At 45.0% G+C, this 26,588-nt stretch carries 20 protein-coding genes, 1 tRNA gene and 2 pseudogenes; 6 read left to right on the top strand and 17 right to left on the bottom strand.

Annotated features, from left to right (window positions below; genetic code table 11):
• Positions 1-2: 2 nt before the first annotated feature.
• The 3 genes from C1A02_RS07240 (at position 3) to C1A02_RS07230 (ending at position 3,192) form a co-directional block, all read left to right on the top strand.
• Positions 3-662, top strand: a complete 660-nt coding sequence (locus tag C1A02_RS07240; RefSeq protein WP_101697554.1) for a 3-oxoacid CoA-transferase subunit B — start codon at positions 3-5, stop codon at positions 660-662.
• Positions 663-672: 10 nt separating this feature from the next.
• Complete coding sequence (locus C1A02_RS07235) at positions 673-1,815, top strand: acyl-CoA dehydrogenase family protein (protein ID WP_101697553.1); 1,143 nt, start codon at positions 673-675, stop codon at positions 1,813-1,815.
• A 132-nt stretch (positions 1,816-1,947) separates the two neighbouring features.
• Complete coding sequence (locus tag C1A02_RS07230; RefSeq protein WP_101697552.1) at positions 1,948-3,192, top strand: hypothetical protein; 1,245 nt, start codon at positions 1,948-1,950, stop codon at positions 3,190-3,192.
• Between the two features lie 184 nt (positions 3,193-3,376).
• Here C1A02_RS07230 and C1A02_RS07225 read toward each other — a convergent pair whose 3' ends face one another.
• The 9 genes from C1A02_RS07225 to C1A02_RS13845 all read right to left on the bottom strand — a co-directional run bounded on the left by C1A02_RS07225 (position 3,377) and on the right by C1A02_RS13845 (position 15,121).
• A complete protein-coding gene (locus C1A02_RS07225; protein ID WP_101697551.1) occupies positions 3,377-4,075 on the bottom strand; it encodes a D-lyxose/D-mannose family sugar isomerase in 699 nt (232 codons plus the stop codon).
• Between the two features lie 14 nt (positions 4,076-4,089).
• The gene (locus C1A02_RS07220; RefSeq protein ID WP_101697550.1) at positions 4,090-5,040 is read right to left on the bottom strand and encodes a carbohydrate kinase family protein; all 951 of its coding nucleotides are present in this window, start codon (positions 5,038-5,040) and stop codon (positions 4,090-4,092) included.
• A gap of 436 nt (positions 5,041-5,476) precedes the next feature.
• Positions 5,477-6,583 (bottom strand): substrate-binding domain-containing protein, encoded by a 1,107-nt coding sequence (locus C1A02_RS07215; protein ID WP_243577951.1) that lies wholly within the window; start codon positions 6,581-6,583, stop codon positions 5,477-5,479.
• Positions 6,584-6,645: 62 nt separating this feature from the next.
• On the bottom strand, positions 6,646-7,893 hold the full coding sequence (locus tag C1A02_RS07210; RefSeq protein WP_101697548.1) for a sugar ABC transporter permease: 1,248 nt from the start codon (positions 7,891-7,893) through the stop codon (positions 6,646-6,648).
• Complete coding sequence (locus C1A02_RS07205; protein WP_101697547.1) at positions 7,890-9,458, bottom strand: ATP-binding cassette domain-containing protein; 1,569 nt, start codon at positions 9,456-9,458, stop codon at positions 7,890-7,892. Before C1A02_RS07205 ends, C1A02_RS07210 begins: the two co-directional genes overlap by 4 nt.
• Before the next feature lie 265 nt (positions 9,459-9,723).
• Positions 9,724-10,950, bottom strand: coding sequence for an ROK family transcriptional regulator (locus C1A02_RS07200; protein WP_101697546.1), 1,227 nt, complete (start codon positions 10,948-10,950; stop codon positions 9,724-9,726).
• Positions 10,951-11,280: 330 nt separating this feature from the next.
• Positions 11,281-13,980 (bottom strand): cation-translocating P-type ATPase, encoded by a 2,700-nt coding sequence (locus C1A02_RS07195; RefSeq protein WP_101697545.1) that lies wholly within the window; start codon positions 13,978-13,980, stop codon positions 11,281-11,283.
• A 67-nt stretch (positions 13,981-14,047) separates the two neighbouring features.
• On the bottom strand, positions 14,048-14,614 hold the full coding sequence (locus tag C1A02_RS07190; RefSeq protein ID WP_101697544.1) for an HdeD family acid-resistance protein: 567 nt from the start codon (positions 14,612-14,614) through the stop codon (positions 14,048-14,050).
• Positions 14,615-14,986: 372 nt separating this feature from the next.
• On the bottom strand, positions 14,987-15,121 hold the full coding sequence (locus tag C1A02_RS13845) for a hypothetical protein (RefSeq protein ID WP_279385503.1): 135 nt from the start codon (positions 15,119-15,121) through the stop codon (positions 14,987-14,989).
• 155 nt (positions 15,122-15,276) lie between these two features.
• Between C1A02_RS13845 and C1A02_RS07185 the strand changes: the two genes are divergently transcribed.
• Both C1A02_RS07185 and C1A02_RS07180 read left to right on the top strand, forming a co-directional pair.
• Positions 15,277-15,957: a response regulator transcription factor gene (locus C1A02_RS07185; RefSeq protein ID WP_101697543.1), complete on the top strand. Its 681-nt coding sequence runs from the start codon at positions 15,277-15,279 to the stop codon at positions 15,955-15,957.
• Positions 15,947-17,011: a HAMP domain-containing sensor histidine kinase gene (locus C1A02_RS07180; RefSeq protein WP_101697542.1), complete on the top strand. Its 1,065-nt coding sequence runs from the start codon at positions 15,947-15,949 to the stop codon at positions 17,009-17,011. The genes C1A02_RS07185 and C1A02_RS07180 overlap by 11 nt, the downstream gene beginning before the upstream one ends.
• 334 nt (positions 17,012-17,345) lie before the next feature.
• Here C1A02_RS07180 and C1A02_RS07175 read toward each other — a convergent pair.
• The 5 genes and pseudogenes from C1A02_RS07175 to C1A02_RS07155 form a co-directional block, all read right to left on the bottom strand.
• A pseudogene (locus C1A02_RS07175) lies at positions 17,346-18,706 on the bottom strand (8-oxoguanine deaminase).
• A 535-nt stretch (positions 18,707-19,241) separates the two neighbouring features.
• A pseudogene (locus C1A02_RS07170) lies at positions 19,242-19,596 on the bottom strand (response regulator); the annotation flags it as partial.
• A gap of 413 nt (positions 19,597-20,009) precedes the next feature.
• A complete protein-coding gene (locus C1A02_RS07165; protein WP_101697541.1) occupies positions 20,010-20,441 on the bottom strand; it encodes a PaaI family thioesterase in 432 nt (143 codons plus the stop codon).
• Positions 20,442-20,524: 83 nt separating this feature from the next.
• Positions 20,525-20,600, bottom strand: a tRNA-Ala gene (locus C1A02_RS07160).
• A 164-nt stretch (positions 20,601-20,764) separates the two neighbouring features.
• Complete coding sequence (locus C1A02_RS07155; protein WP_101697540.1) at positions 20,765-21,595, bottom strand: EFR1 family ferrodoxin; 831 nt, start codon at positions 21,593-21,595, stop codon at positions 20,765-20,767.
• A gap of 249 nt (positions 21,596-21,844) precedes the next feature.
• Here C1A02_RS07155 and C1A02_RS07150 point away from each other — a divergent pair, with 249 nt between their 5' ends.
• Positions 21,845-22,096, top strand: coding sequence for a GlsB/YeaQ/YmgE family stress response membrane protein (locus tag C1A02_RS07150; protein ID WP_101697539.1), 252 nt, complete (start codon positions 21,845-21,847; stop codon positions 22,094-22,096).
• 88 nt (positions 22,097-22,184) lie between these two features.
• Here C1A02_RS07150 and C1A02_RS07145 read toward each other — a convergent pair whose 3' ends face one another.
• The 3 genes from C1A02_RS07145 to C1A02_RS07135 all read right to left on the bottom strand — a co-directional run bounded on the left by C1A02_RS07145 (position 22,185) and on the right by C1A02_RS07135 (position 25,576).
• Positions 22,185-23,069: an SseB family protein gene (locus tag C1A02_RS07145; RefSeq protein WP_101697538.1), complete on the bottom strand. Its 885-nt coding sequence runs from the start codon at positions 23,067-23,069 to the stop codon at positions 22,185-22,187.
• Positions 23,070-23,723: 654 nt separating this feature from the next.
• Positions 23,724-24,725, bottom strand: coding sequence for a DUF5692 family protein (locus tag C1A02_RS07140; RefSeq protein ID WP_370737794.1), 1,002 nt, complete (start codon positions 24,723-24,725; stop codon positions 23,724-23,726).
• 200 nt (positions 24,726-24,925) lie between these two features.
• Positions 24,926-25,576 carry a TetR/AcrR family transcriptional regulator gene (locus C1A02_RS07135; protein WP_243577950.1) on the bottom strand — a complete coding sequence of 217 codons (651 nt, stop codon included), beginning with the start codon at positions 25,574-25,576 and terminating at the stop codon, positions 24,926-24,928.
• Between the last annotated feature and the right edge of the window lie 1,012 nt (positions 25,577-26,588).

Below are 26,588 nucleotides of genomic sequence, written 5' to 3'. Positions count from 1 at the left end.
CTATGGATCCCAGAGAATTAATTGCGCGGCGTGCCGCGAAAGAATTAAAGGACGGCCAGCTTGTGAACCTCGGCTTTGGAATGCCAACCCAAGCTTCCAACTACCTGCCGAAGGACGTACATCTCATGTTTCACGGGGAAAACGGCGTGATTGGCGTTGGCCCCCGCCCCAAGGCATCAGAAGCTCAGGCAGACATCACCAACGCCGGCAGCGAGCCGGTAACCCTTGTCCCCGGTGCGGCGATTATGGATCTGGCCACCTCGCTGGGTGCAATGCGCAGCGGACTTTTGGATGTGACCATTCTCGGCGCACTCGAGGTGGATCAAAACGGAAACATTGCCAACTGGGCGGCCAAACGCGAAGGCAAATGGTGGCCCGGCATGGGCGGCGCAATGGAACTTTGCTATGGCACAGAAAAATGCATCGCTACCCTGATGCACGCGGATAAGAAGGGCAACTCTAAAATCATGAAGAAGTGCGTACTTCCCCTCACTGGCAAAGGCTGTGTTAAAACCATTATTACAGACAAGGCAGTCTTTGATGTTGGGAACGGGCATCTCATTCTTAAAGAACATGCCCCCGGTGTCACCCTGGAAGAAATTAAGAGCCTGACTGATGCAGAATTCGTTGTAGCCGACGACTTCCGCGAAATGGAAATCTGAGAGGTAGAAAATGGATAGATACACAATTGATGAGCAGGAGCTCATTGACCGGGCAAAACAATTCTCGGATGAAAAGCTTCGCCCCATTGCCCGCGCGCTGGATGAAGAAAACCGCTTTCCGTCAGAACTCCTCCCTGAGATGGCGCAGGCAGGCTTTTTCGGTGCACGCTATCCTTGCCAATATGGCGGCCTTGGGTTTTCTACTGCCGCTGCCGAGCGCATTGCCACAGAACTTGCCCGGGGCAGCGCCGGTGTGGCACTGACCTTTCATGTTCACTGGATGGCAGCAGATGCAATTTTAAAATTTGGCACTGACGAGCAAAAGCAGCGCTGGCTGCCTGATTTGATTTCCGGAAAGCGCGTCGCTGCTTATACCATCAGCGAAGTCGGCGCCGGTTCCGACGCGGCATCCATGCAGGCAACCGCCACAGCCTGCGACGGCGGCTATCAGCTCAATGGAATCAAATACTTTTCCACCAACGGCAGTCTTTCGGATCTTTTGGTTCTAGCGCTTAAAACAGCGCCGGAGCAGGGTTCCAAAGGAATCAGTGTCTTTGTGGTGGAAAAAACCTCTGAAGGGTTAGCGGTTGGTCCAAACCTAAGTAAGATGGGGTGCCGCAGCTCAAATACCACCAGCATCATTCTCAAAGATTGCTTTGTGCCGGCTGAGAACCTTCTTGGCAAAGAAAACGGCGGGTTTAAGGTGGCCATGTATGGTCTGGTGGGCGGACGGCTTGGCATGTGCTCTATGGGCATCGGCATCGCCGAAGCTTGCTTGGCCGAGGCCGCCTCTTATGCGAACCGGCGAATCGCTTTCGGAAAACCGATCGCTGCGCTTTACTCGGTTCAGGAGATGGTTGCCGAAATGCATGTAAAGCTTGAGGCAGCGCGCCTTCTGGTCACCCATGTGGCAACACGGATGGATACCGGCGCAGACTGCGCGGTAGACACCTCAATCGCCAAGCTTTTTGTGGCAGAAACAGTCGATGAGGTGTGCCATAAGGCACTTCAGATTTTTGGTGGTCATGGCTATATTAAAAGCTGCAATGTGGAACGCTATGCCCGTGACGGCCGCCTGATGGACATTGGTGTAGGAACCTCAGAAGTACTTAAAATGGTGGTTGGCGGCGCAGTTTTGCGCGCAAACTCCTGACCGATTCGGTTATAGCACACAGACTCAATTCTGAGCAAAGCAGGCCGTGCCGCCAACATACCATTTTTCGGCCCGGCCTCCGAATCGAAATTTTTCCACCCAAGCAAAATAAGAAAGGATGGATATTCACTCATGACGGAGACTAAGATCCGGCGTGTTTTTCCCGGTCAGCTTTCAACGGGTGTGGCAGCAGTAGCCCTTTGTTTTTTCATCACCCTGATTTACTGGCCGATTTACGGAACCATCACAAAGGCTCTCGCCACCGCCTGTGCCGGTTCCACACTCGCTTTGGTAGAGCCCGCGTTAGCTACCAAATATATCGGAGTTTTCACCGAAGGTGTTTTCTTTTGGACCTGCATCAATGCATGGACATGGCAGATTCTCATTTTTGGCGGACACGGAAAATACACCAAAACAAAAAAACAGCCCGTTGCCGGCCTGCGCTATACACTGTTTAGCCTTCTCATCGGCATAATCGGCTTTTTAGCACTCATCGGTTTTGTGGGCCTGTTCTGGAAACCATTTTCTTTTGGTATTCTCTTTACCCCCTCTAATGCTGCCGAGGTTGCGCTGGCTATCGAGGGATGGGAAGCCTCTAACTTCTTCTGCCTGGCGGTGCTCATCGGCCAGATTCCCTTTTCCTCACTGTTTCAGAGAAAACCGTTCGCCGGCCGTATTCAGTCACCCTATGACGGCATGGGAGTCATGGGCATGAGCCTGGCTGTAGCGGTTACTGTATGGATTGCCATCTTCATTCCCAGTTTCCTCAAATTTGAGCTGGGCGGGGCGGCTATGATCAATGCACCCTTTGGTTCCTGGCCGAATACGCTGGCGTTTTGCCAGGGCTTCATTTTCTGGTTCTTAATCCCCGCCGAGGGCGGCGAACTGTTCCCCATGAAGGCGATTACCAAAAAACAGCCCTGGATGGGGCTAAGCGGACTTGTGATTGCACTGGTTTGCGGCGGGTGGCTTATGCCCAAGCTGCTAAGCGCCGTTGTCGTCGCACTGAACATAATGCCCGGCACACCCACCGGCACTGTGGTCGCTTCTTTGGAATTGTCAATGGTTGTCTTTATGCTTACCTGGCATCACCTGTTTGACGATTATCCAAACGCCGAAAAAGTGCCGCAGGATGGAAAACGGTTTTTCTGCCGGTTCGCTATCTGGGTGGTTGGCGGCCTGATCTACGGATTCATTTGGTTAAAGGCATTCCCCTTCTTGCCCTATGGAGCCAACAATTTTGGTCTTGGATATCCGACCATGGGGATTCTCGCCGGACAGTTTGCCTTTTTGATGGCCGTACTTTACATGAATACTGTGTTTGATAAATTTCCTCTTGTTCGAAAAGAAGAAGTTGAAATTTCCTCCTCTAAGTAACCCCACTATCTTTCCCATATATCTCCAATCCACAATGCCGGCAGATGCAACATCTGCCGGCATTGCAATTATAAGAAAACGGAATAAAAATTTGCTGTTCTATAGAGGCACAAATCGGCTGTATACAGATAAAAAACCGCAGCTATGATTCATTCGCTGCGGCAATATCGTTCTTATTAAATTTTCAGTGCTGCACGCTGTTGTTTTTTGGATATTCATTGCAAAGCAGCCGATAAGGCGGCTCATCTTCTTCAATAGCAGGGAAACGGCCAATGGGCTTTAAAAAGCGGTTATCAATATTGTCGTCGTTGCACTGACTTACCTCACCTAACAATACCGGCCCCGTGCCTTCCTCGACCGAAAAGTCGTGATATAAATAAGGCTGTATGGAGATACTCTCGCCCGGCGTTAGACGCACTTGTGTTCCGGCAGCAACAGTCAGCTCACGGCCATCCATGTGAACACGCACCTCTCCGCTCTCATCCAACTCTTCGCCGGGGGTTGAGTTATAGACACGGATCAGAACATTGCCGCCGCCGCGGTTGATAATATCTTCCATCTTACTCCAATGAAAATGCATTGGGGCGTATTGGCCTTCCCGCAGATAAAGCAGCTTTTCAGCATAAGTCTTAGCGTATTTATTCTTCATGGAAAAATTGCCATTACGAATTGTAATCAGCGAAAATCCAACCTTGCCAAAGTCGCCCAGACCATAGTCGGTAATGTCCCAGCCCAGCATATTATTGCGGATTTCATCGTATTCTGGGCCCTTCGCTCTCCATTCCTCCGGTGTAAAGTGACAGAACGGCGGTAGGGCAAAGCGATATTCCTTTATAAAAGCCTCCATCTCTGCCAGCGCCTTATTAATCTCGCTGCGTTTCATCGTCATCCCCCTTTTTAGCCAAGAAAATCCTTGACCATACTGATTGTGGGCATCGCCGGTATCCCCCCGCGCTTTTGGACACACAAAGAGGCGACCGCATTCGCAAATTCGGTAAAATCCCATAGTTGTGCTTCGCCGAGTTCATTGGGGCGAAGTCCACTTACTGCCAGCTGATACAGGAAACCACCCCAGAAAGCATCCCCGGCACCTGTGGTGTCAACCACCGGAACATCAGGAACGGGAACAAGAGCAGATGCACCTTTCACCGCGGCATAGGCCCCATTGCTTCCAAGCGTAACCACCACACAAGAAATCCCTTTTTCAAAAAGGTGCGCGGCAGCGGCCTCGGGCGAAGATTCCCCTGTTACCAACTCAATTTCTTCGTCGCTTATTTTGACAATGTCAGCAAAATGGAGGACACTTTGCATCCTTTTGGCGGCTTCCTCCTTGCTGTTCCAAAGCGGTGCACGGTAATTGGGGTCGTAAGAGATGATAGCTCCGGCCTGTTTTGCAGCTTTTACCGCTTCGATTGTGGCAGAACGGGAAGGCTCATTGGTGAGTGACAGGGAGCCAAAGTGGAAAATCTTACACCCCTGTGTCAGTTCACGCTTCACCTCATGCGCGCAAAGGGTTGTGTCTGCACCGGGTTTGCGTGCAAACGAAAAATTGCGCTCACCCGTTTCCGAAAGCTCAACAAATGCAAGTGTTGTAAACACATCTTCTGCACGAATCAGCCCGCCGGTGTTAACCCCTTTTTCTTCCAGTACCCTGCACAGATAATCGCCGTGCATATCCTTGCCTACCTTACCGATAAACGCAGTGTTTAAGCCTAAGTTTGAGGCGGCACACAGCATATTTGCAGGCGCACCACCGGGGTTTTGCTCAAACAAGCGCGTGCCATTTTCACTTCTGCCATGATATGTAAAGTCAATCAGCAGCTCACCTAATGCGACTATATCAAACATTCAATCACTCCCAAAAAATTTTATAGAAACTTCTGCATTTACTTCTTATTTGTGTGGCGTGTGAATATTTCGTCGCTGGTTTGCCCCCCGATTTCTAAATTAACGCCATGATTATTACATTCTGAATTACCAAACTGATTAAAATTCTAATTTTATTTTATCATAAAAGAAGTCCTAATTTCAATCAGGCTCATATAATTCAAAACTTTCTCAAGTACGTTCACTTTTGCATAGAAAGCAGCGCCTTCTATCCTTTGCGCTACAAATTCATATGGGTTTTTCATTCCCCCAACAATTTCTGTGGCTGCAAATCGGACGGCAGAGGAACCTCCCCCACCGTCCCCTTGCAAGAGAAAAGCTTAGAATCTGTGTTCATGGCTGAAGAGGAGAATCTTCAAAGAGTTTTTTACTTATGAATACAGGGTTTTAGGAGTTTCTATTTAAGGAGCGCCAAGCGGCTGGGATCGCTTGCAAATGCCTCTTTTGCATTTTCCTTGGTGACAATAATTGGAGCAAGCTCATAGATGCCGACTTCTTTCTTGCCATTGTTCACGCTTGTGTCAGGTTCGGGCAGGCCATTGCCGGCTTGCAGTGATTTGATAATATCAATTGTTTTGCCGACCAAAACGTCGGTGGGTTTTGCTACAGTGGAATACTGCTTGCCAGACCAAATCCACTCAACCGACTCGTTCTCGGCGTCAAGACCCGAAACAACGGGAATCTGCTGGCCGGCTTGCTCAGATGCGGTAATGATTGCGCGGGCAATGCCGTCATTGGGAGAAAGAACACCGTGGATTTCCTTGCCGGAATAGAAGCCGGAAAGCAGGGAATCCATACGGGCCTGTGCTTTGGAATTATCCCAATCCATTGTGGCACACTGTGTGAAATCGGTTTGACCCGATACGACTACCAAAGTACCGTCGTCAATCTTGGGCTGAAGAACAGACATAGCTCCCTTAAAGAAGTTTGGGGCGTTGGGGTCGGCAGGTCCGCCGCCAAACAGCTCAATGTTGTAAGGTCCTTTGCCCTTCTGAGCAGCTAATCCATCCAGCAAAGCCTGCCCTTGCAGTTCGCCGGTCTTGATGCTGCCGAACTGTACTACACCATCAACGCCCGTGGTGTTTTCAAGCAGACGGTCATAGCTGAGAATCTTGATGCCGGCCGCCTCTGCTTCTTCCAGAACCGCTCCGAGCTGAGAGCCATCGACAGGGCCGACAACGATAACCTTGGCGCCATTTTGAATCATCGACTCGATCTGCTGTTGCTGCTGAGGAACCTTGTTGTCAGCGTGCTGCACAATTGCTTTAAACCCTGCAGCCTCTAATTGAGTTCGGAACATTTCATCTGCTTCTGCCCAGTTTTGAGTGCCAAGCCAGGGCAATGCAACGCCAATCACTGCGTCTGCAGCAAACCCATCGCCGTCCGCAGCGGTTGATGCATCGGGTGCAGCTGTGCTGGTATTGGGGGTTGTGCTGCCGCAACCTGCCAGTACCATTGTCAGAATAAGTGATGCCACGAGGAACAGAGATAAACGTTTTTTCATTTTCATCTTAACCTCCTGTTTTAAGTCTTTCGACTAATATGTAAGGCCCGGCCATCAGTCTATCAGGAACCGCTGTCGGCAGGGTTACCTTCTTTGGGGTTACCTTCCTTCGTTGGGAAGAGTCTTCCGATAATGGATGGGCGGCCTTGCTGCTTATTAAACACATCAAAAGCAACTGCGGCAAGCAGAACAAGACCCTTAATCACCTGGGTGCGGTCAGCACCAACCCCCATAAGCATTAAACCAGAGTTGAGAACGGCCATCACCAGTCCACCAACCATTGTGGCAAGAACCGTGCCGACACCGCCCGAAACAGCGGCACCGCCGATAAAGACCGAGGCAATGGCATCCAATTCCCATCCGGTGCCATCCGACGGGCCGGCCGCAGTGGAGCGGCCCACAAACATAATTCCGGCCAAAGCCGCAAGCATAGACATATTCAGCATGGTCAAAAAATAGGTTCTTTGAACATTGACGCCAGACAATGCGGCGGCGCTTTTATTGCCGCCAACAGCATAGATGTGACGGCCAAATCGGGTGCGCTGGGTTATGGTGTGATAAATAATCACTAAAACCACAAGAATCACTCCCGGAACAGGGAAAGAGGTTCCGGGGCGTCCGGTGCCAAAAATCCATGTTAAGTAACCGATAACCACGCCGACTAGGGCAATTCGCACCGCCACTGGCCAAAAATCCCCCGTTTTACCAGTTTGTTGCGCTTCACGATTGTATTTGCGCAATTGAGAAAAGGCAAAGGCGACAATAGCGATGATTCCCAGAAGCAACGTCGAATTGTTCATTCCTGTAAAAGTCGGCCCCCAGTCGGGCAAATATCCGGCACCAAATAATTTAAGCTGCGGCGGTGCCGGCACCGAAATAGACTTCGAGATCCAGATAACAGCACCGCGAAAAATCATCATGCCGCCCAATGTTGTAATAAATCCGGGAATTCCGAGCTTCGCCAGCCAGAAACCCTGCCAAGCACCAATTGCAGCGCCGATTGCAAGGCTGAGAAGCACCGCAGCCCACCAGGGCAATCCAAGATCCCGCGCCGTAAGGGCCATCACCATTCCGGAAAAACCTGCCACCGAACCAACCGACAGATCGATTTGTCCAATCACAATCACCATCAGCATTCCAATAGCCAGCACCAGCACATACGCATTCCCGGATATCAGATTCTGAAAGTTAGAGGAGGTAATCATTCTTCCCCCCGAGGTGATGTTAAAGATGATGGTGAGCGCCACTAAGGCAATGATCATGCTGTACTGCCGCAGCCCGCCACCAAATACTTTCTGAATATATTTCATAGCGCCTTCTCGTCCTTTCCTGCATTGGATTCCGACTCAGAGGTATTGGTCATCATTCTCATCAGTTTTTCCTGACTGGCCTCCCCACTGTCTAACACGCCCGTTATGCTTCCCTCAAAAATAGTGTAGATTCTGTCTGATATTCCAAGCAGTTCGGGCAATTCAGAAGAGACAATGATAACTGCTTTCCCTTGATCCGCAAGCTCTTGAATCAACCGGTAAATTTCATATTTGGCGCCAACATCAATGCCGCGGGTGGGTTCGTCAAGAATCAAAATTTCTGGCTCTGTAAACATCCACTTGCCCAAAACAACCTTTTGCTGGTTTCCGCCGGACAAGGTAGACACACCGCTGTTCACATTGTGTGTCTTGATATTTAAGGAACGGCGGTACTCTTCGGCCACCTGAAACTCTCTATCCAAATTCAGAAGCCGGCCTTGCAAGATCCCCTTTAGGTTGGCCGATACTATGGTTTTGCGGATACTGTCTAACAGATTAAGACCTAAGTTCTTGCGATCTTCCGGTACATAGGCGATACCTTGACGAATCGCAGAGGCAACCGAAGTAACATGAATCTCTTTGCCCCTAACCTTGAGCGTACCGCCAAGGCAGACACCATAACTTCGGCCAAAGATAGAGCGCATCAGCTCCGTTCTTCCCGCACCCATAAGGCCGGCAAAGCCAACAATTTCCCCTGCCCTTACAAAAAAGCTGGAATTTTTACATGCCAGATGTCCCCTGAGGTTGGGGTGTTCCACAGTCCAGTTAGACACCTCAAAAATAACTTCGCCGGGATGTGATTCGTGAACGGGGTAGCGGTTTTCGATGGAACGCCCTACCATAGCACGAATGATGCGGTCTTCATCGACATGCCCCGCTTCCACTGCATAGGTTTCTACCGTTCGGCCGTCACGAATCACAGTAACCGCATCAGAGATTGCCGCAATCTCATTGAGCTTATGCGAAATCATAATACAGGTGATATCCCGGCTTTTTAATCCGCGCATCAGCTCAAACAAGTTTGCAGAGTCGGCTTCATTGAGTGCCGAAGTCGGCTCATCCAGAATTAGAAGCCTGACATTTTTAGAAAGTGCCTTCGCAATTTCTACCAATTGCTGCTGGCCTACGCCCAAGTGCTTAATCAAGGTGTCGGGTTCAACAGCCAGCCCTACCTTTTCCAGCAGTTCTAATGTGCGGTTTCTTGCAGCATGCCAGTCAATCAGCCCATGCTTTACGATCTCGTTTCCCATGAAGATGTTTTCGGTAATGGACAACTCCGGAATCATTGTGAGCTCTTGGTGAATAATTACAATTCCGGCATTCTCTGATTCTTTGATATCTTTGAAAGCAATTTCATTGCCCATGTAGACAATCTTGCCTTCATAAGAGCCATGAGGATAAACACCGGAAAGAACCTTCATCAAAGTTGATTTTCCTGCGCCATTTTCGCCGCAAATTGCGTGAATGTCGCCTCTATGTACCTCCAGAGTTACATCGTCGAGCGCCCGCACGCCCGGAAAAAGTTTGGTAATCCCTTGCATTTGCAGGATTAAAGGATGTTCCATAGCCACACTCCCCATACACTTGCATTTCTGCAAGCAAATATCATATGCAATTCTCTGCAAATTGTAACGGTTTAAGCCTCGCAATCACACTCTCGTGGCCGTGATCCAATGTCACATTCCGCACTAATTCAGCATTAGTGCACCGCTGTAGCAAATAATGGGGTTTTTCTGTTGTATCTGTTTGGTCACCGTGAAATGCGAGGCACTGAATCCACCAGCGTCCCATCACAAAAGAGCATTTTATATTTCATTGTTTCAGGAGGAATCATTTTCCGCTTCCCCATTTGCCCGCCGAAGAAAACTTGCTGGGCAGCTGCAGCACCTTATTCGTTGCTGTGGCAGCTGCACCATAAAGAGTGGGATCTATCGTTAGGGTGGATATTTTAATCTGCACCCGGTTATACAGTTCCGGAATCACACGCTGCTGCACCACTTTTTGAATAGTAGGCATCAGCAAATCCCCTCCCTGAGACATCACGTCGCCAATGATAATAATATCCGGGTTATAGGCATTGATTAGAGTAACACAGCCGTAGCCAATGTATTCCGCTGTTTCTCGCACCACATCCAGCGCTTTTTGATGCCCGGCCCAAGCTGCCTGAAAAACGGCATTGCAGGCATCGCAACTTTGCAGCGTTCCGTTGGGAAGGCATTCCGGCACATGTGTTTGTGCTTTCTTCCATAAAGCGGAAGCCGAACAATACATCTCAAGGCATCCATAGTTACCACACTCACAGCGCGGCCCATGGACATCCACGCTGACATGACCAATTTCACAGGCAGAACCCTGCATCCCCCGAAACAATGTGCCACGCTCAATAATACCGGCCCCCACGCCTTCGCCCACCAGAAAATAAGCCAGTGTGCTGGCCGACTGAGCATGCCCACCAAACAACCATTCGGCTAATGCCCCTGCATTCGCATCATGCTCTATAAAAACAGGCTTGTGGAACTCTTCTTTGAATTCTTCAATAAAATTGATGGTGTGCCAAGCAGTCATGCGAGTTACAACTGCAATGCGCCCTTCATCGCGCAGATATGGCCCCGGAACAGCAAGACCGATAGATACTACATTTTCATATTTCTTCAGCATGTCATGTATCTGCTTTTTCATGGCAGATAACACTTTTTGAGGATTTTCTTCCAGAGAATACTTTGTTTCGGTTTGGGTGTATATTTTGCCTGAAATATCAAACACACCTACTGCGAACATCTGTCTTGCAAACTTTACCCCAATGATTTGATGTTTGCCGGCATTCAGCCTTAACCCTATGGATCTCCGGTTATCGCAGCCCGTTATAATACCCGCTTCGGATACAATTCCCATTTCCATCATTGAAGCAACTATCTTGGTAATGGCCGCTTGGGTAAGCCCTGTTTGTCTGGCAATATCTGCCCTGGAACACACCTCTTGCTGCTGTAATATTTTCACAACAGCAGAGCGATTCATTTCGGGCAAATCACTATTGTTTTTTCCAATTGTGCCTCTCATTTTTGTTTGCCTACCTCTTCTCGCTTTAGAGTGTGTACACGCAGTTAATTGATTGAACCTGTTAACAGATTAATCCAATAACGTAAATATGTCAACTATTTTTTATAAAGTTTATTATTTTTGTGTTTATTTACAACAAACCCTCAGTTAAAACCAATAAAAAGCTTATCGCTCTTATAAAAATCAAACGAATCGTTACGAAATGGCGAAAGAATGAAAAAAGGAAGCAAGTGGTTTAAACCACTTGCTTCCTTTTTTTATCTGAATCTATTTCTCTTGTGATACCAATCCATTGTCAAGTGTACTTTCTTTCCGAAAATGGACTGACTCTTATTTCTCGAATACTTTTCGATTGGTTTTTGCCTTTAACAAAGCCTTTTGCTTCCGGCGACGTTCAATAACACTCGGCCGATTATCCACTATTCGCCCAAGCTCTCGCACCGTTGTAGGAATCAAAGATACTGCAATTACAATTGTCCAATGAAGAATGCTGAGAGATGACAACCCAAAAATTTGATTTACCGGTGCAATGGTCAACAGGGCTAAAACCAAGATCATAAGAGCTGCACTGACTGCCAGCGCTTTATTATTGTGTATGGGGGTTTTGAAAACAGACTTCTTGGTTCGCACATGAAAAATGTGAAGAATGGAAGTCCACCCCACTGTAAGGAAAGCCATGGTTTGACCAATTGCAGCAGAAGGCAGCAATTCATTTGAAATCAAAACAAATGCCCCAAGATAGTAAGCCAACAGCGATGCAATAGAACAAATCACCGTCTGCCTCAAGATTAAGCGCATCATTTCACTGTCAAAAAAGCTTTCTTCCCTGCTGATGGGTTTTCTTTTCATAATATCTTCTGTCGAAACTTCTTTCGGCAGCTGCAAACCGGGAATTCCGTCACCCAGCAGGTTGATAAGAAGAAGCATAACCGGGGTCAACAGAATTCCCCATCCGGCTATTTGTGCAAACAGCATAATCACAATTTCACTGAGATTGCATACCAGCAAAAAATAGATAGTTTTTTTAATGTTTTCATAAACATTTCGGCCTTCACTGACCGCGTCAACAATCGTAGCAAAGTTGTCATCGGTCAGAATCATATCAGAAGCATTCTGTGCAACTTCGGTTCCGGTTTTCCCCATTGCAACCCCTACGTCTGCTACATTCAAGGCCGGCGCATCATTGACACCGTCGCCTGTCATGGCTACAACTTCGCCGTTTGCCTGCCATGCCTTCACAATTCTGATTTTATCTTCCGGCGATACCCTTGCATAAACCGAGTAGCTTCTTACCGTATCATGCAGTTCCCGCTCAGACATTTGAGCCAGCTGGGTGCCTGTCAAAACCTTTTGCCCTTCGGTCAGGATTCCTATTTCCTTTGCAATGGCCCCGGCGGTTGCCGCGTGGTCACCGGTGATCATAATCGTGCGGATTCCGGCCGTTTTCGCCCGTTGAATCGCTTCTGCTGCCTCAGGACGCGGCGGATCAATCAACCCGATTAACCCCATGAATGTCATGTCGCTCTCAAGTTCCTCTAAATGGTCAGCGTCAGGCAAGCTGTCAATATGTTTATACGCGATAGCGATAACCCGCAGTGCCTGTGCTGCAAAATCATCATGTATGCACTGTATCTCATTTTGCTTTTCTTTGGGTATATTTTGAAGCGGCAGCCGATCCAAAGCACCTTTTGTCAGAACCATATAGCCGCCCTGCTTATCTTTTAATGCCACTGTCATTCGCTTACGCTCTGAAGAAAAGGGAATTTCAACTGCCTTGGAATACTTCTGATCTGCTACGTCTTTGCGAAATCCCTTTTGATGTAAAAGCCGCATGATTCCTACTTCTGTCGCATTGCCAAGATAGTGTTCCGTGCCCTGCTCATCCGTTTCCACTGTGGCGTTGCTTGCCATAGCCAGCAGCATCAAAAATTGTATCTGCTTCTCTGAAAACGTATCATCCGCATAAAACGAATCCTCTCCGTCACGCCATAAGCGTTTTACCGTCATTTGATTTTGGGTCAACGTTCCTGTTTTATCCGAGCAGATCACAGAAGTACTGCCCAGTGTCTCCACCGCCGGCAATTTCCGAATCAAAGCATTTTTTGCTACCATTTTCTGAACGCCATTGGTTAGAGACAGCGTAACAATCAGTGAAAGAGTTTCGGGTACTGCTGCCACGGCAAGAGAGATAGCAATTAAAATCATGCTTCCAAAATCGGTGCCGCCCCGCAGGCCGATAGCCAACAGAAAAAAGGCAGAAGCAATTGCGATCCAGCTTATCATTTTCCCCAATTTATCCAGCCTGATTTGCAGCGGTGTTTTTACCGGTTTATTGTCATCAAGATACGCAGCAATCTGACCCATTTGTGTATTCATACCCGTTTCTGTCACAACGGCAACCCCATGGCCTCCGGTTACTACACAACCGCTAAACACCATATTTTGCTGATCACCGACCACAACATCCCCGGTTAATATTACGGATGCATCTTTTTCTGCCGGCTCACTTTCCCCTGTTAAAGCCGATTCATCGGAATATAATCCCACAGATTTTAAAAGCCTTGCATCCGTAGGAACCACGCTTCCCGTCTCTAAAATAATGATGTCACCCGGCACAAGTTCCGCTGTATCAATGCTCTTTCTTGTGCCTTCGCGCAGCACAATACAGCTTGGCGCGTTGATATTGGCCAACGCTTCTAATGCCTTTTCTGCCTTGCCCTCTTGGGTAATTGCCAGAACGACGTTAATTATTACGACTGCAAGAATCACCATTGGCTCAATCAATCCTGAACCATGCTTTAGCGCAAGCAGAAATGAAAGCACTGTTGCGACGAGAAGAACAATAATGGATACATCCTTTAGCTGATGGACAATTCTTCTAATCAGGCTGGTTTTCTTGCGGGATGCAAACATGTTCTTTCCATAATCGATCTGCAATTGATTGACTTGAGCCTGTGTAAGGCCTATCTCAGGATCAACTTTCATTTCATTCAATATTGTTTGAGTATCTTTTTCATACCATTTCTGCATATATCCGTTTCCTTTCTTGATTGAGCAGGAACCCTTTCCCTAAAAAACTCAACTTTTTTGATCCCTTTTACCATTCAATCTGTTTTCGTACCCAACCCCCTATATTTTTGATACAGAAGAAAATCATGATATTGTTTAAGCCGTGTACAATCAACATGGCAGCAATGGCATAAGCCACGATTATGGAAGACAGAAGCGGTGAAAACAATAGCATAAACCCCAAAGCCGTTCCAATGATGCCAAAAGTCAGAATCCAACCCCATTGTCCGTACCCTTGCGACCTTAAAGAAATGGCTCCGACAATTCTGGTTACCCCGGAAGACATCACCCACACAGCAAAAACAAATGGCATAATTGCCGCTAACACAGCACTTCCTCGCCCAAAAATTGTCCAAATACCAAACAGCGTTGTCAAGATACCCCCGATTAACATCCAGCTAGAGCGAAAATATTTTTCCTCACCGCAAAAAGCAAAAATTTCAGAGATTCCTGAGATCAGCATAGATACCCCTATAAAAATCGCAAGCGCAATTAAGTTCTTTAATGGGGTAAACAGCATTGTAACGCCCAGAATCACAATCGGTATGCCCGAAAGAAGCATAAACCATTTTGTTGAACTCAATAATTTTCTCACAAAAAATCCCTCCAGTTAAACGTTATATTCATCTATCCACTGCCGTCATATAAAGTAACCTAAGCGTCCAAACAGGTCATCACTGCCACTGGCAGCACTTCTTTTACACTTTGACACTCCCCATTCAGAAAATTCCAAAACAGATAAAAGAATAATAGAAATCACCTCAGGGTATCAGCAAAACGTTCGATGCCGAAAAAATTATGAAAACATCGCTCGCGGTAGCGCACAAGAGCGGCTGAGCCGCAAAAACAGTTTCGCTGTTTTATTTATGATATAATCATCTTACACTTCTAACATAAATTAAAGTTCAACGCATATCTCTATTTTGTTGAAATTCAGTTGAAGTTTCTTTCTGTTTTTTCAAAATATTTACCAGAAAGAAGTATTGAGGAACTCTTCCCCGCAGAACCGCTGCCGTTCCTGCATCCACTCTGTGTGGTTCCCGCCCAGTAAAATTGTCATTCGTTTAAAAGGCTTCTTCTGTTCTGCTTTTCTTTCCGCCATACTTTACGATTCCAAGGTGATAGTCCACTTGCTAAACGCTTATGCAACAATATCATAAACGAAGTTTCAACAACAAAATCATATTAGTTGAAGTTCAGTTTAAATTAGGATATTATAATGAAACAAAAGCCAACGATACGAGGGGGAAATCACGAATGTTTAAAATCCTTGTGGTGGAAGACGATATCAACGCAGGCAAATTAATGGAAGCGATTTTGACCGAGCAGCATTTTGTCCCCATTTTAGCAAAAAACGCACAAGAAGCTCTTTCTATATTAGACCAGGAACACATCGATTTAATGATAACCGATATTATGATGCCCGGTATGGATGGATATTCCTTAACGGAGCAGCTAAGAGATACCGGCTACGACTTTCCGATTCTGATGGTAACAGCGAAAGATACCATCAAAGATAAACGCAAGGGTTTTATCGTAGGAACAGATGATTATTTAGTCAAACCCGTTGATGAAGAAGAATTGATTCTTCGGGTAAAAGCGCTTTTGCGCCGCGCCAAAATAGTCAGTGAAAGAAAGATAACCATTGGCAATGTGACTTTAAACTATGACTCACTGACCGTAAGCCGTGGAACCGAACGGGTTACCCTTCCTCAAAAAGAGTTCATGCTTCTATATAAGCTGTTAAGTTACCCCAATACGATTTTCACCCGCCTACAGTTAATGGATGAAATATGGGGCTATGATTCACAAACTGGCGAGCACACGGTCAGCGTGCACATAGGCAGGCTTCGGGAACGATTTGGTGCATGGCCGGAATTTGATATTATAACAGTTCGTGGTTTGGGATATAAGGCGGTGAAAAACGATGAACAGTAAACACAAGAAAACCCATATCGTTCGAAAGTTTTCAGCCCTTATTTTCCTTGTGCTGTTTGTGTTTGTCATTTTGTTTATCAGCATTACCATATCCGGGGCAATTTCCTATTTTCTGATCAATCTAAATATCCTGCCTTCCCTATCGGCCCATAAGTACCCGACGGTTTTAATTTTCATACTGATTGTCAGCCTATTAATCGGTACGATTATGGCCGTAATTGGGGGGGATTATTTTCTGCGCCCTCTTCGTGCATTAAGTGATGCCACCGTGGAAATAGCCTCTGGCAATTTTGATGTACAAGTGGAAACCAAAGGCCTTCGAGAAATAAATTGCCTTGCAAAAAGCTTTAATGAAATGGCCAAAGAACTCTCTAGTATAGAAAAGCTTCGCGATGATTTCGTCAGCAATATTTCTCATGAATTCAAAACACCGGTGGCATCCATTCGCGGGTTTGCACGACGTCTGAAAAAAAACGATTTAACAGAAGAGCAGCAAAAAGAGTATCTGGATATCATCATATCTGAAACAGAAAGGCTGGCCCAGCTGTCTGGTAATATTCTGCTTTTGTCAAAATTAGAAAACACCTATAGAGCTCCTGAAAAAACTACGTTTTCATTAGACGAGCAGATTCGAAAATCCATTCTTCTTCTGGATCCGCAAATTTCAAAAAAACAGTTGGAGCTTATCATCCATCTAAAACAAACAGAAGTGACGGCGAACGAAGAAATGCTTCAGCATGTCTGGCTGAATCTGCTGGGGAATGCGATAAAATTCACCCCTAAGGGGGGAAGCATTTCCGTGTCGCTTACCAGTGATGAAGATGTGACAATGATGTCTGTTTCCGACACCGGACCCGGAATCAGTGAAGAAGAAAAACAATATCTGTTTGACGAATTTTATCAGGGAGATCCATCCAGGTCCACGGAAGGCAACGGACTCGGATTATCCCTTGTTAAGAAAATTTTAGAGCTGAATCATGGGCAGATAGCCGTAGACAGCATCCCCGGGCAAGGGGCCTGTTTTACCGTAACACTGCCAAAAGTTTCAGCATAATCTTATCCTGCCCTTTATCAGACTTTCACATCCTTGACAGGCGATTCCAATGCATTGAACAGTGTTGTTCTCACTTCAAACTTACCTGTTTTCACTGACAATGAGCAAATAAAAAAAGACGGGCGTATTTCTACATAAAAATACGTCCGTCTTTTTCTAATGTTTGTTTTTCAGTTCCTATCACGATAAATAAAAATATAGCCATAGGATCAAAACCCTATGGCTATTGTTTCTGGTGAAAAAAAGCGAGCTCGAGCCGCTAACCTTTTCTATCTTCCCAATGGACAGAAGAGCGGCATCTTCAGCCACTCTGTTCCGTGATACAGAGAATGGTTCAGTGATTCAAATAGTCAGTTACGACCTCATTTGCTTTCTCAACCAAATTTTCTTCGTCCATTCGCACCAGCCGGCCTTCTTTCACAACAATATGGCCGTTTACAACCGTATAGTCCACGCTGCCCTTCCATCCCACGGTACACAAAACCGACATTGGGTCAAACTGGGCACCTACCATATCAATACGGTTGAAATTAACCAGAAAGAAATCCGCTGCTTTTCCTACAGAAATTTCTCCTAAATCTTCCCGGCCCAGCACCTTTGCACTGCCCTTAGTGGCGATTTTCAGCATGTCATATCCGGTAGGCGCCTTCCGGCTGTCATTTAGCCTGTGCAGAAGGTAGCCTACTCTCATTTCTTCCAGAAGATTAGAGCCGTCGTTGCTGGCGGATCCATCCACCGCCAAACCGACAGGCACATTCAGATCAAGCATTTCCGGGATGGAAGCAATGCCCGAAGACAGCTTCATGTTAGAAATAGGGCAATGGGCTACACCAGTCTGAGTCCTGGCCAAAAGCCTTAGTTCCTCTTCATTAAAATGAATCCCGTGGGCAAACCATACATCAGGGCCTAACCAATCAAGACTTTCCAGATATGCTAAAGGACGCATACCGAAGTGGGAAAGGGTAAATCGCTCCTCATCCTCTTTGTCTCTGCCAGATGAGTATGAAGCCTTACCCCCAGTTTTCTGGCCAGTTTTGCCGATTCCTGCAAAAGTTCCCCGGTCACATTGAAGGGAGCGCAAGGAGCCAATGCCACCTGACGCATGGAATACCGGCTGTCGTCATGGAATTTCTTCACAGTTGCTTCAGAGTCCTTTAAAATCTCATCGATGGTCTGAACAACAGAATCCGGCGGCAAACCGCCGTCCTTCACACTTAAATCCATACTTCCTCTTGTAGCGTGAAAACGGATGCCAAGCGCCTCCGCTGCACCAAATTGGGCATCCAAAAATCCTGTCCCGGCATGTTTTGGGAACAGGTAATGGTGGTCTAAACAGGTGGTACACCCTGTTTTTAACAGCTCCCCCAACCCGGTAAGGGCACTGTAATAAACCACGTTCTCGTCTATGTACTTCCAGATTTCATATAAAGTTTTTAACCATGGGAATAACTCCATCTTTTGAACTTGGGGCAAATTACGGCTGAACGTTTGATATAAATGATGGTGAGTATTAATAAGCCCTGGATACATCACCATATCCGATGCGTCAATCACATCATCCGCTGTTTGCGCATCGCTTCCCACTTCGGCTATTACGCCGTTCTTTATCAGCACATTCACTCCTTCCAGCAGTCTGTCATCCGCGTCACATGTCACAAGATGTTTTACATTCTTTACAAGCAGGGTTCTTTTCATAATTACCTCCTAGTATTAAATACATAACAATCTTTGTTTCATAGACTATATGACTGGTGTACTGCCGGCGGTTTGGTTGGCCACAAAACACCCGCATACGCTAATCGGTATCGATGATACCAGCAGTATGCTGCGTGTTTCCAGCTACGTTTTAAACAGCAATATAGATATGATTTTTCAAAGAACAATTAATGCCCTGTCATTATATTGATTTTCTTTTTCTTATTCAATATAAATTATGTATCAATTATCATAATTATTCTGTACAAATTCACCATTCTTTTCTTTTTTAAGAGATGGAACCAGAGCCGACTTTCTCTCCCTACTGATGATCTCTGCGCCACTGCGTTATAGTGCCCAAAAACCCACTCTGGAATCAATAGCCATTAGCGTGTCAAAAAGACAATCATGGCAAAGATAAGCCGAACTGCAACGATTCCCCACGCCATTTGAAACTTCGTGTGTTTTTATCTCATATTATCCTGTCACCGTTTCACTTTGTCATATTCTTCAAACACATCCGCTAGACTTCCCGTCGTCTCCTACCCGAAGCCGTGCCAACACTGAATGGTTTTGTCAGACAATCGTCTGCGCCTGCATCAAGTGCATTCATCTTATCTCAATCTTCGCTGCGTGCGCTTAATACAATAATAGGCATATTCGACCATGCCCGAACTTTTTTAATAATATCTACCCCCATCCATGTCTGAAAGGCGTAAGTCTAAGATCATAATATCCAGCTGTTTTGTAACAACTTCAAGAATAGAAGCTTCCCCGGTTTCGGCAGTGTGGTACTGATAATTTTGTGTTTCCAATGTGGTAGTGATCCATTTTTGAACAGCTTTATCGTCTTCTACCACCAAAATCAATGGCCTATTCTTGTAGCCAATTGAAAAATCCACGATAAAAAATATAAATGCATAGAAAAAAGAAGCCTGTAACCGTTAAGTTACAGGCTTCTTAGTCTGGTGGAGATAAGCGGGATCGAACCGCTGACCTCTTGAATGCCATAAATAAGCATTATTTGATTGTATTCCTACTCCTTTTTATGAAAGCATATCAAAAATTTTTCAATGTATAATCTATTATAATGAATGCTTTCAAACCACTTTTAAAAAAGAAATTCACAATGTAGCCAACTTTGTAGCCATTATATCAAAACTAGGAAAGCTTTGATATGCTTCCTCAACACAAAATGATGTATATTGGCTTACAAGGTTGAAATATTTCAGAACCTGTATTCAAGCACAAAAGAAAAGTCTGCGGCCGCTGTGCTTCTTTTCATGCCGCTGCCGACAAACATTCACAGCGGCTCTTTTAGAAAGAAGGTGAAGGATCCAGCTGCTACCTCCCGCCCGTTGTCATCCGTCAGAGAAACCCCGTACAGACAGAGGGTATGTCCGATTTTTTGGGGAACTGCCCGACAATAAATTTTGTGGCCGTCCCCAAAGGCAGGGCTTAAAAAGTGGAAGGAATAATTCACAGTGACGCACATGTGTCCGGTGGCGCTGGCAACACCATTGCCCGCTACCGTATCGGCCAGCGTGGCAAGGCAGCCGCCGTGAACAATCCCCCCAGAGTTCAGGGATTGGGGTGTGATGATCAGCTCCCCCTCGGCCACATCCTTTTCCAGCTTTGTAATGGTGATCCCATTGTAAGCGGAGAAGCTCTGCACAGAATCTTCTCTCTTTCGCAATGTGTCCCGTGTGTTGATCTTGTTATTGATTGAATTCATCTAAACTCTCTCATTTCTCTTAACAGGGTGATAGAAAAGAGACCGTTGAAATCTTCCGGATTTCAACGATCTCTTTTACGATATGGTGGAGATAAGCGGGATCGAACCGCTGACCTCTTGAATGCCATTCAAGCGCTCTCCCAGCTGAGCTATACCCCCATAGGCAAAATCCGGCAAAATTCAAGTTGTTTTCCGCCGAACTGCCTGACTATAATATCATGCAATTGCATAATTTTCAAGTATTATTTTGAAAAAAAGCATTTTTTGTTATATTATCTATTTTAAAATTTATTTTTTATAAACTTTAACAAAAATTCAAAGACTTATATAAAAAGCTCTGGTTCTGCACGACGAGTGAAACCTTCTTCCAGCTCATGCTGATGATATAAATAACCCTCATCGGTATAGTATTTTGCTTTTTGCGGACACTGTTTAATACAAGCCCCGCACTTGATGCAAATCCCCACATATTCACTGACATTTTCATAGCTAATGGAACCCATAGGACAGATTTTCGCACACAGCTTACAGTCAACACAAGCATCACTGGTCACCGGTTTTACCTTTCGAATATCCACCGAATTCCCCTTGCGATCTCTGGGTTGGTAATATCCCCGATATGGATAAGGCACGCCTTCCACTTCAATCAGCGGATAGTTTTCTGCATTTTGGAATCCCTGAACTTTTTTTGCTACTTCTTGTCCAAAATGGGTCGCAATAGAAAAATCCAAATCATCGGGTCTGTTTTTTGCCAAAATATAAGAAAAAGAATGTTCCCCCACAAAAGCAGCGGCCGCCATCGGCTGAAATCCTTTGTTATGTAAAATATCCCGCAGTTCCATCAATGCATCATCATAATTCCGGTTGCCAAACAATACTACCGGAACTGCTGCGGCTCCATTACCCTGTAAAGTATCCAAAAATTTCAGCAGAACATTCGGCACTCTTCCTGCAATAACTGGGGTTCCGAAAACAACCAGATCCTCAGGCTGAAACACTAACGGTTCCTGTCTGTTCTGGGGAAGCGTAAAATCGATATCCTGACAAGGCAAACCCAATTGATCTGCCACCGTTTTGCCAATCCACGTCACTGTTTTTTTTGTTGTGCCTGTGGCACTGAAAAATACACACTTCACCTTTTGTATTTTTGTCATTTTACTTCTCCTTTTTCCTTGTTTTTCTATTGATCCCACACTCACTTTGTCATGCTAACATGAGCGCGTATACAAGTCAACCACACCTAAATTTGAAAATTGAAAAAATATCTTTATTTTATGAGTATCTCATTTATAAAAACAGATAATAGTGCTGGGGGTTGTAAAAAGATTTGTATTAGGATGATTTGTTTTTATTGAGTAATAAATCATCTGATAAACCATACGAAAACGAAAGGAGGTTGTTGTATGGGAATCGTCTCTTGGCTGATCGTCGGTGCTTTAGCCGGTTGGATCTCCAGCAAAATAATGAATACCGATGAATCCATGGGTGCCTTCGCAAATATTATCGTAGGTATCATCGGTGCCTTTATCGGCGGATTTGTCGTAAATCTTTTGGGAGGAACCGGCATTACCGGTTTCAATGTATGGAGCGTTCTGGTCGCCATTTTAGGTTCTGTTATCTTGCTGTGGATTATGAAGGCCGTGAAACGAAAATAAATGATGAAAACCGGGACACCACTGTGCCCCGGTTTTTTGCCTTTCAAACAGAAAAATCTTCTGTTTCCTTTCTCACAGGAATTAGGCATTATTTTTCTGTTTCGAGTGTTTCCATTTCATCCAGCATGTTTTTATTTAAAACGATGTTGGCACCAAAAGGATTGATGACGGCGCCGTCTGCTTCGGCTATAAATTCTTTGATATCTTCTAAAGTGACTTCAAGAATTTTGTACTGCCTTTTTGTGTCATATTTTACATATTCGTGCAAATCAGAAAAAATCGGAAAATAATGCTGCGCTTCTGTATTGCGAATCAGCGGCAAAGACAGTTCGCTGTTCTTTTTCATCACTGTTTTGCCGGTGCTTCTTCTTTTGACCTGTCCCACATCTTTCCCCTTGGATTCCATGGGAAGCAAATACGAAGCGGAAAAAATCTCTTCCAGCAAATCGTTTTTCAGTCCGTCAGTTACTTGATCCCATTCGGTTGCCTGCAGAAACGCGTTGGCAGCTCTCATGAAAGAAGGATTCATAATCGGGCGCTTATTTTCCGGCAGGTTTGAAAAATCGGGCTTCTCAATTACGGTAAACAGGCTCATACGAATCGCAACTTGGCCTTTATCAATCTCAATGCCTTCAAATCCACTGCGGTATAAATCACTGAACAGCCGCAGTCTTTGCGGCACAGTTGTTTCTTCGCACTCTACCGCAACATTTTTCTCTTTGCAGGCTTTTTCAAACAACTCATAATAGGTTTTGTCAGAAAACAGATAAGCAGTGGGCACAGAATCCACATAGTTCAGTAAATAGTTCTTTGTGGTGGGGGACTTGGCCACCCACAGCTTGCCGGCTGTTCTAAATTGCTCCATCATTTCTCTATAGCTTTGCTTATCCTGATCGGCATGATATTTAGCAATCAATTGCTGAAGCTTACTGGTTATTTTAGGTTGAGTTTGCTCCAAGTTAATATCTGTCATATGTTCCTCCTAAGACGCTTTTATTCTTCTTTTTATTGTTTCAAGTTTCCGGTAACTATACCGGGTTTTCTGTCTGATAAAACATTTTCATTCCGAAGCATCCCCTGCAATGCTCTTCTATTTTATTCTCACGGAATGTTCTACCCACAAAATCAATCACAATTATTGATACATCCATTATACATCTAGAGTGAGGGGAAATACAACCATAGATTGACTACATACAATATTTGGCTGATAAATTAACAATTTAGTAATGATTTATAGCCGGAAAATAGGCATATTTTACTAGCACAGGAAAAAAATTATATGAAACATAGAAAAATTAGTCTATGCAAATTTAGCACCCGATCATTAAAAATCCGCAGGCATTTCTGCCTTATCTTCTCTAAAAAATATTTCCCCTGCGGCTTATATCTGCCACAGGGGAAATTGTGTAAAATGATATTTTAATCTTGATTAAAATAGAGAACAATTCAGAGCACTGGTTTTACCGAGAACCCGATGTCCGTTTTATACCGCTTTTTCGTTTCTTTACTGCGGTTAAAAAGCAGCCCCCATTATGAAATTGGTTCCATAAAAAGTGAAGAGGCACCAGAAAGAAGATCTGACTAATCTAAAACGGCCCTTCTTGCTGCTTTCGTGATTCAGAAACTATTCTGCCAGTGATTTCACCTGACGATATGCTTTCAGATCAGTATACAGCTCGCCCAGATAAGGATTTCTCTTGCTTTTTACTGCTTTATAGACCATATAAATCAATACCGCCACATTTACTGCCAACGCCAGAAAGCTGAACGCAAACAGCATGCCCGTATCATAAGAAGAAGAAACGGCAAAGGCACCTTGATCGATAAAGGCCGGGAAGGTTTGAGCAAACATACACCAAATGGCCAGTGTCTGCGCACGGTGCTGGAGCCAGGCTCCCTTTCCCACGGTGAAAGCGCAAACAGTGGGAGCCAAAAGCAGCGCAAAGCCGCAATACCAGGCGTGACCCGGCAGGCAGTTGTATGTATACGCAAAATTCCACAAATCATAGGCAATAATCCAAAACCAAAGCATATCGGGCCAAAGCATATCTTTGCTTGTGTCCTGAGACGTCTTTTTGCGGATGCAAATTCCGAACCACCCGGTAATGGTGATAATGTTTAAAATACCAGCGATGGCATTCATATAGTTCCAGCTGCCGCCAAGCACATACATAGCGTCATCTGCTAAAATTCCTCCGCCCCGGTATTGGGAACCAACCTGAAAATCTCGTGCCACAGCTTCTAAAATATTAATGGCAAGAATCAAGGGAGGAAAGCACAGCGCCCATCGTTTTTCAGACAGCTTCCATTCTTTTCCGGTTGCTTTGTCTTTCCCGTGCAGATGCCGAATACACCAAAAACCGATACATCCGGCCGTGGCGGAATACACTTTAGCCAAATGGAACCAATCCGTATAAGTGGTGTCTCGAAATACAGTAAACCATAAGATTGACAGGAAAATGGGAAGGATGACAAAGCTGAAAAATCCAAAATATTTGGATCTGCGCGCCGCTTCATTAAAGAGAAACAGCGCTGCGAAAACAACAATCCATACACCCCATACACTGAACGCAGACACTCCTTCGGCAAATTGAAAAATTGACACGTTACATCCTCCTTTGATCATAAAAAATAGAAACCCCTTGCTCAAATCTCTTTTTCTCAAAATCTGATGATTTTGATTGATTTGGCTTTCTGTTTCTAAGATGGAGCCGCTTGTCAAGGATGAATCTGAAAACAAATTGTAACAAATCCATGACGATCCGTTAAATTCATGATACAAGTTTGTCAATCATTCTTCAATAGACAAAAAAATGAAAGTGTCGATTATGTGACACTTTCATTCCAATGGTGATTCGGTTTGAGCGAAGCTTTTTGAAAAGATTCAATGGAACGCGGAATACTTCCGGTAATCATAATCAAAAGCCGTTCTAAAAGAAGATTCGGTTCTTCCTCCATCCCCTCTTTAATCCAATCAATAATAAATCCTTCAAACAGATATCGGTAAAATTGAATAATAAAATTTCGATCCCGATGTGCCAGCTCCACATCCATAGAAACCACACATTCTTCTATGACGCCATCCAGCAAAGCCTTTGAAAAATCTGAAACATATAAATGGATCTGCGGCCAATAAGAAGAATGATACACATGAAAAATTTGTTTCGCATTTTTCTTCAGATATCCCATAGTAGCCAAAAAACCGCTTTGCCATGTGCCCACCGTTCTGTTTTGTGCAATTTCGGCAGACACTTCTTCCCGAAACACTGTGATGAACACATCCAGAATATCTTCAAAATGATTATAGAATGTCTGGCGGTTTACATTGCTGTGCTCACAAATTTCTTTTACCGTAATTTTATCCATTGTTTTTTGGGACAAAATTTTTTTAAAGGAATGGATGATAGCCGCTTTTCCGTTCTTTTTCATAAAACCATCCTCTGTTTCCAATCCCACTTTAATAAATGAACCTGACATATTCAGGCTCACCCATTCAGCGCAATCCCCTAATCCCCTGCTGTTCCTGAGAAAAGCCTTTCTATTAGTGTATGCGGTATCCATGCGTGAAATCACGCAAAATTCACATAGAATTTATCGCTTTGCAACACATCTTCCCACGGTTCTAAGAGAAGCGAAAGGTGCGCAACTTCATTGACTTTTACACGATACCTCATACCAATACATTTCTTTTATTATAGCATAAAAAGACAAATTCTTTTGCATCTCAGCCGCCAAAAGCCTTTGCTTTTGCCTGCGGCGTGAGGTTATTTAAACCATGGCTTTCATTTTGCCAACTCATAAAACTGCCAAACCGATAATCACAGCCTAACTATGGTGCAATGTTCTCTCAGCCGCCAAAAGCTCTGCTTTTGCCTGCGGCGTGAGGTTATTTAAACCATGGCTTTCATTTTGCCAACTCATAAAACTGCCAAACCGATAATCACAGCCTAACTATGGTGCAATGTTCTCTCAGCCGCCAAAAGCTCTGCTTTTGCCTGCGGCGTGAGGTTATTTAAACCATGGCTTTCATTTTGCCAACTCATAAAACTGCCAAACCAGCAATAACAGCTTAACTATGGTGCAATATTCTCTCAGCCGCCAAAAGCCTTGGCTTTTGCCTGTGGCGTGAGGTTATTTAAACCATGGCTTTCATTTTGCCAACTCATAAAACTGCCAAACCGATAATCACAGCCTAACTATGGTGCAATGTTCTCTCAGCCGCCAAAAGCCTTGGCTTTTGCCTGCGGCGTGAGGTTATTATAACACATCCATTCCAGTATGGTTTTGATAAAAGCATATTAGGAATTTCCCTGCCAAGTATACCTAAAAAAACATCCATATAAAATCAAGAAAATCGTTTCAATCAGATGATATTTCACACCCAATTCAAACGATTTCATGGATAAAGTCTCTAAGCTTCTAAAAAGCGAAACACCGGAGCGGATACTGCATGAAATCAGGTGAATCTCTGCAAACCTTTTAGCTTACA

It is taken from the genome of Clostridium minihomine (assembly GCF_900240385.1).
GTDB lineage: Bacteria > Bacillota > Clostridia > Oscillospirales > Acutalibacteraceae > Faecalispora > Faecalispora minihomine.
This window is presented reverse-complemented; position numbering and strand designations above follow the sequence as displayed.

What these genes read in the sequence shown, in the direction of transcription:
- C1A02_RS07240 (WP_101697554.1), top strand. Translation starts at nt 3, where the DNA reads ATGGATCCCAGAGAATTAATTGCGCGGCGTGCCGCGAAAGAATTAAAG.
- C1A02_RS07235 (WP_101697553.1), top strand. Translation starts at nt 673, where the DNA reads ATGGATAGATACACAATTGATGAGCAGGAGCTCATTGACCGGGCAAAA.
- C1A02_RS07230 (WP_101697552.1), top strand. Translation starts at nt 1,948, where the DNA reads ATGACGGAGACTAAGATCCGGCGTGTTTTTCCCGGTCAGCTTTCAACG.
- C1A02_RS07225 (WP_101697551.1), bottom strand. Translation starts at nt 4,075, where the DNA reads ATGAAACGCAGCGAGATTAATAAGGCGCTGGCAGAGATGGAGGCTTTT.
- C1A02_RS07220 (WP_101697550.1), bottom strand. Translation starts at nt 5,040, where the DNA reads ATGTTTGATATAGTCGCATTAGGTGAGCTGCTGATTGACTTTACATAT.
- C1A02_RS07215 (WP_243577951.1), bottom strand. Translation starts at nt 6,583, where the DNA reads ATGAAAAAACGTTTATCTCTGTTCCTCGTGGCATCACTTATTCTGACA.
- C1A02_RS07210 (WP_101697548.1), bottom strand. Translation starts at nt 7,893, where the DNA reads ATGAAATATATTCAGAAAGTATTTGGTGGCGGGCTGCGGCAGTACAGC.
- C1A02_RS07205 (WP_101697547.1), bottom strand. Translation starts at nt 9,458, where the DNA reads ATGGAACATCCTTTAATCCTGCAAATGCAAGGGATTACCAAACTTTTT.
- C1A02_RS07200 (WP_101697546.1), bottom strand. Translation starts at nt 10,950, where the DNA reads ATGAGAGGCACAATTGGAAAAAACAATAGTGATTTGCCCGAAATGAAT.
- C1A02_RS07195 (WP_101697545.1), bottom strand. Translation starts at nt 13,980, where the DNA reads ATGCAGAAATGGTATGAAAAAGATACTCAAACAATATTGAATGAAATG.
- C1A02_RS13845 (WP_279385503.1), bottom strand. Translation starts at nt 15,121, where the DNA reads ATGGCGGAAAGAAAAGCAGAACAGAAGAAGCCTTTTAAACGAATGACA.
- C1A02_RS07185 (WP_101697543.1), top strand. Translation starts at nt 15,277, where the DNA reads ATGTTTAAAATCCTTGTGGTGGAAGACGATATCAACGCAGGCAAATTA.
- C1A02_RS07180 (WP_101697542.1), top strand. Translation starts at nt 15,947, where the DNA reads ATGAACAGTAAACACAAGAAAACCCATATCGTTCGAAAGTTTTCAGCC.
- C1A02_RS07165 (WP_101697541.1), bottom strand. Translation starts at nt 20,441, where the DNA reads ATGAATTCAATCAATAACAAGATCAACACACGGGACACATTGCGAAAG.
- C1A02_RS07155 (WP_101697540.1), bottom strand. Translation starts at nt 21,595, where the DNA reads ATGACAAAAATACAAAAGGTGAAGTGTGTATTTTTCAGTGCCACAGGC.
- C1A02_RS07150 (WP_101697539.1), top strand. Translation starts at nt 21,845, where the DNA reads ATGGGAATCGTCTCTTGGCTGATCGTCGGTGCTTTAGCCGGTTGGATC.
- C1A02_RS07145 (WP_101697538.1), bottom strand. Translation starts at nt 23,069, where the DNA reads ATGACAGATATTAACTTGGAGCAAACTCAACCTAAAATAACCAGTAAG.
- C1A02_RS07140 (WP_370737794.1), bottom strand. Translation starts at nt 24,725, where the DNA reads ATGATCAAAGGAGGATGTAACGTGTCAATTTTTCAATTTGCCGAAGGA.
- C1A02_RS07135 (WP_243577950.1), bottom strand. Translation starts at nt 25,576, where the DNA reads ATGTCAGGTTCATTTATTAAAGTGGGATTGGAAACAGAGGATGGTTTT.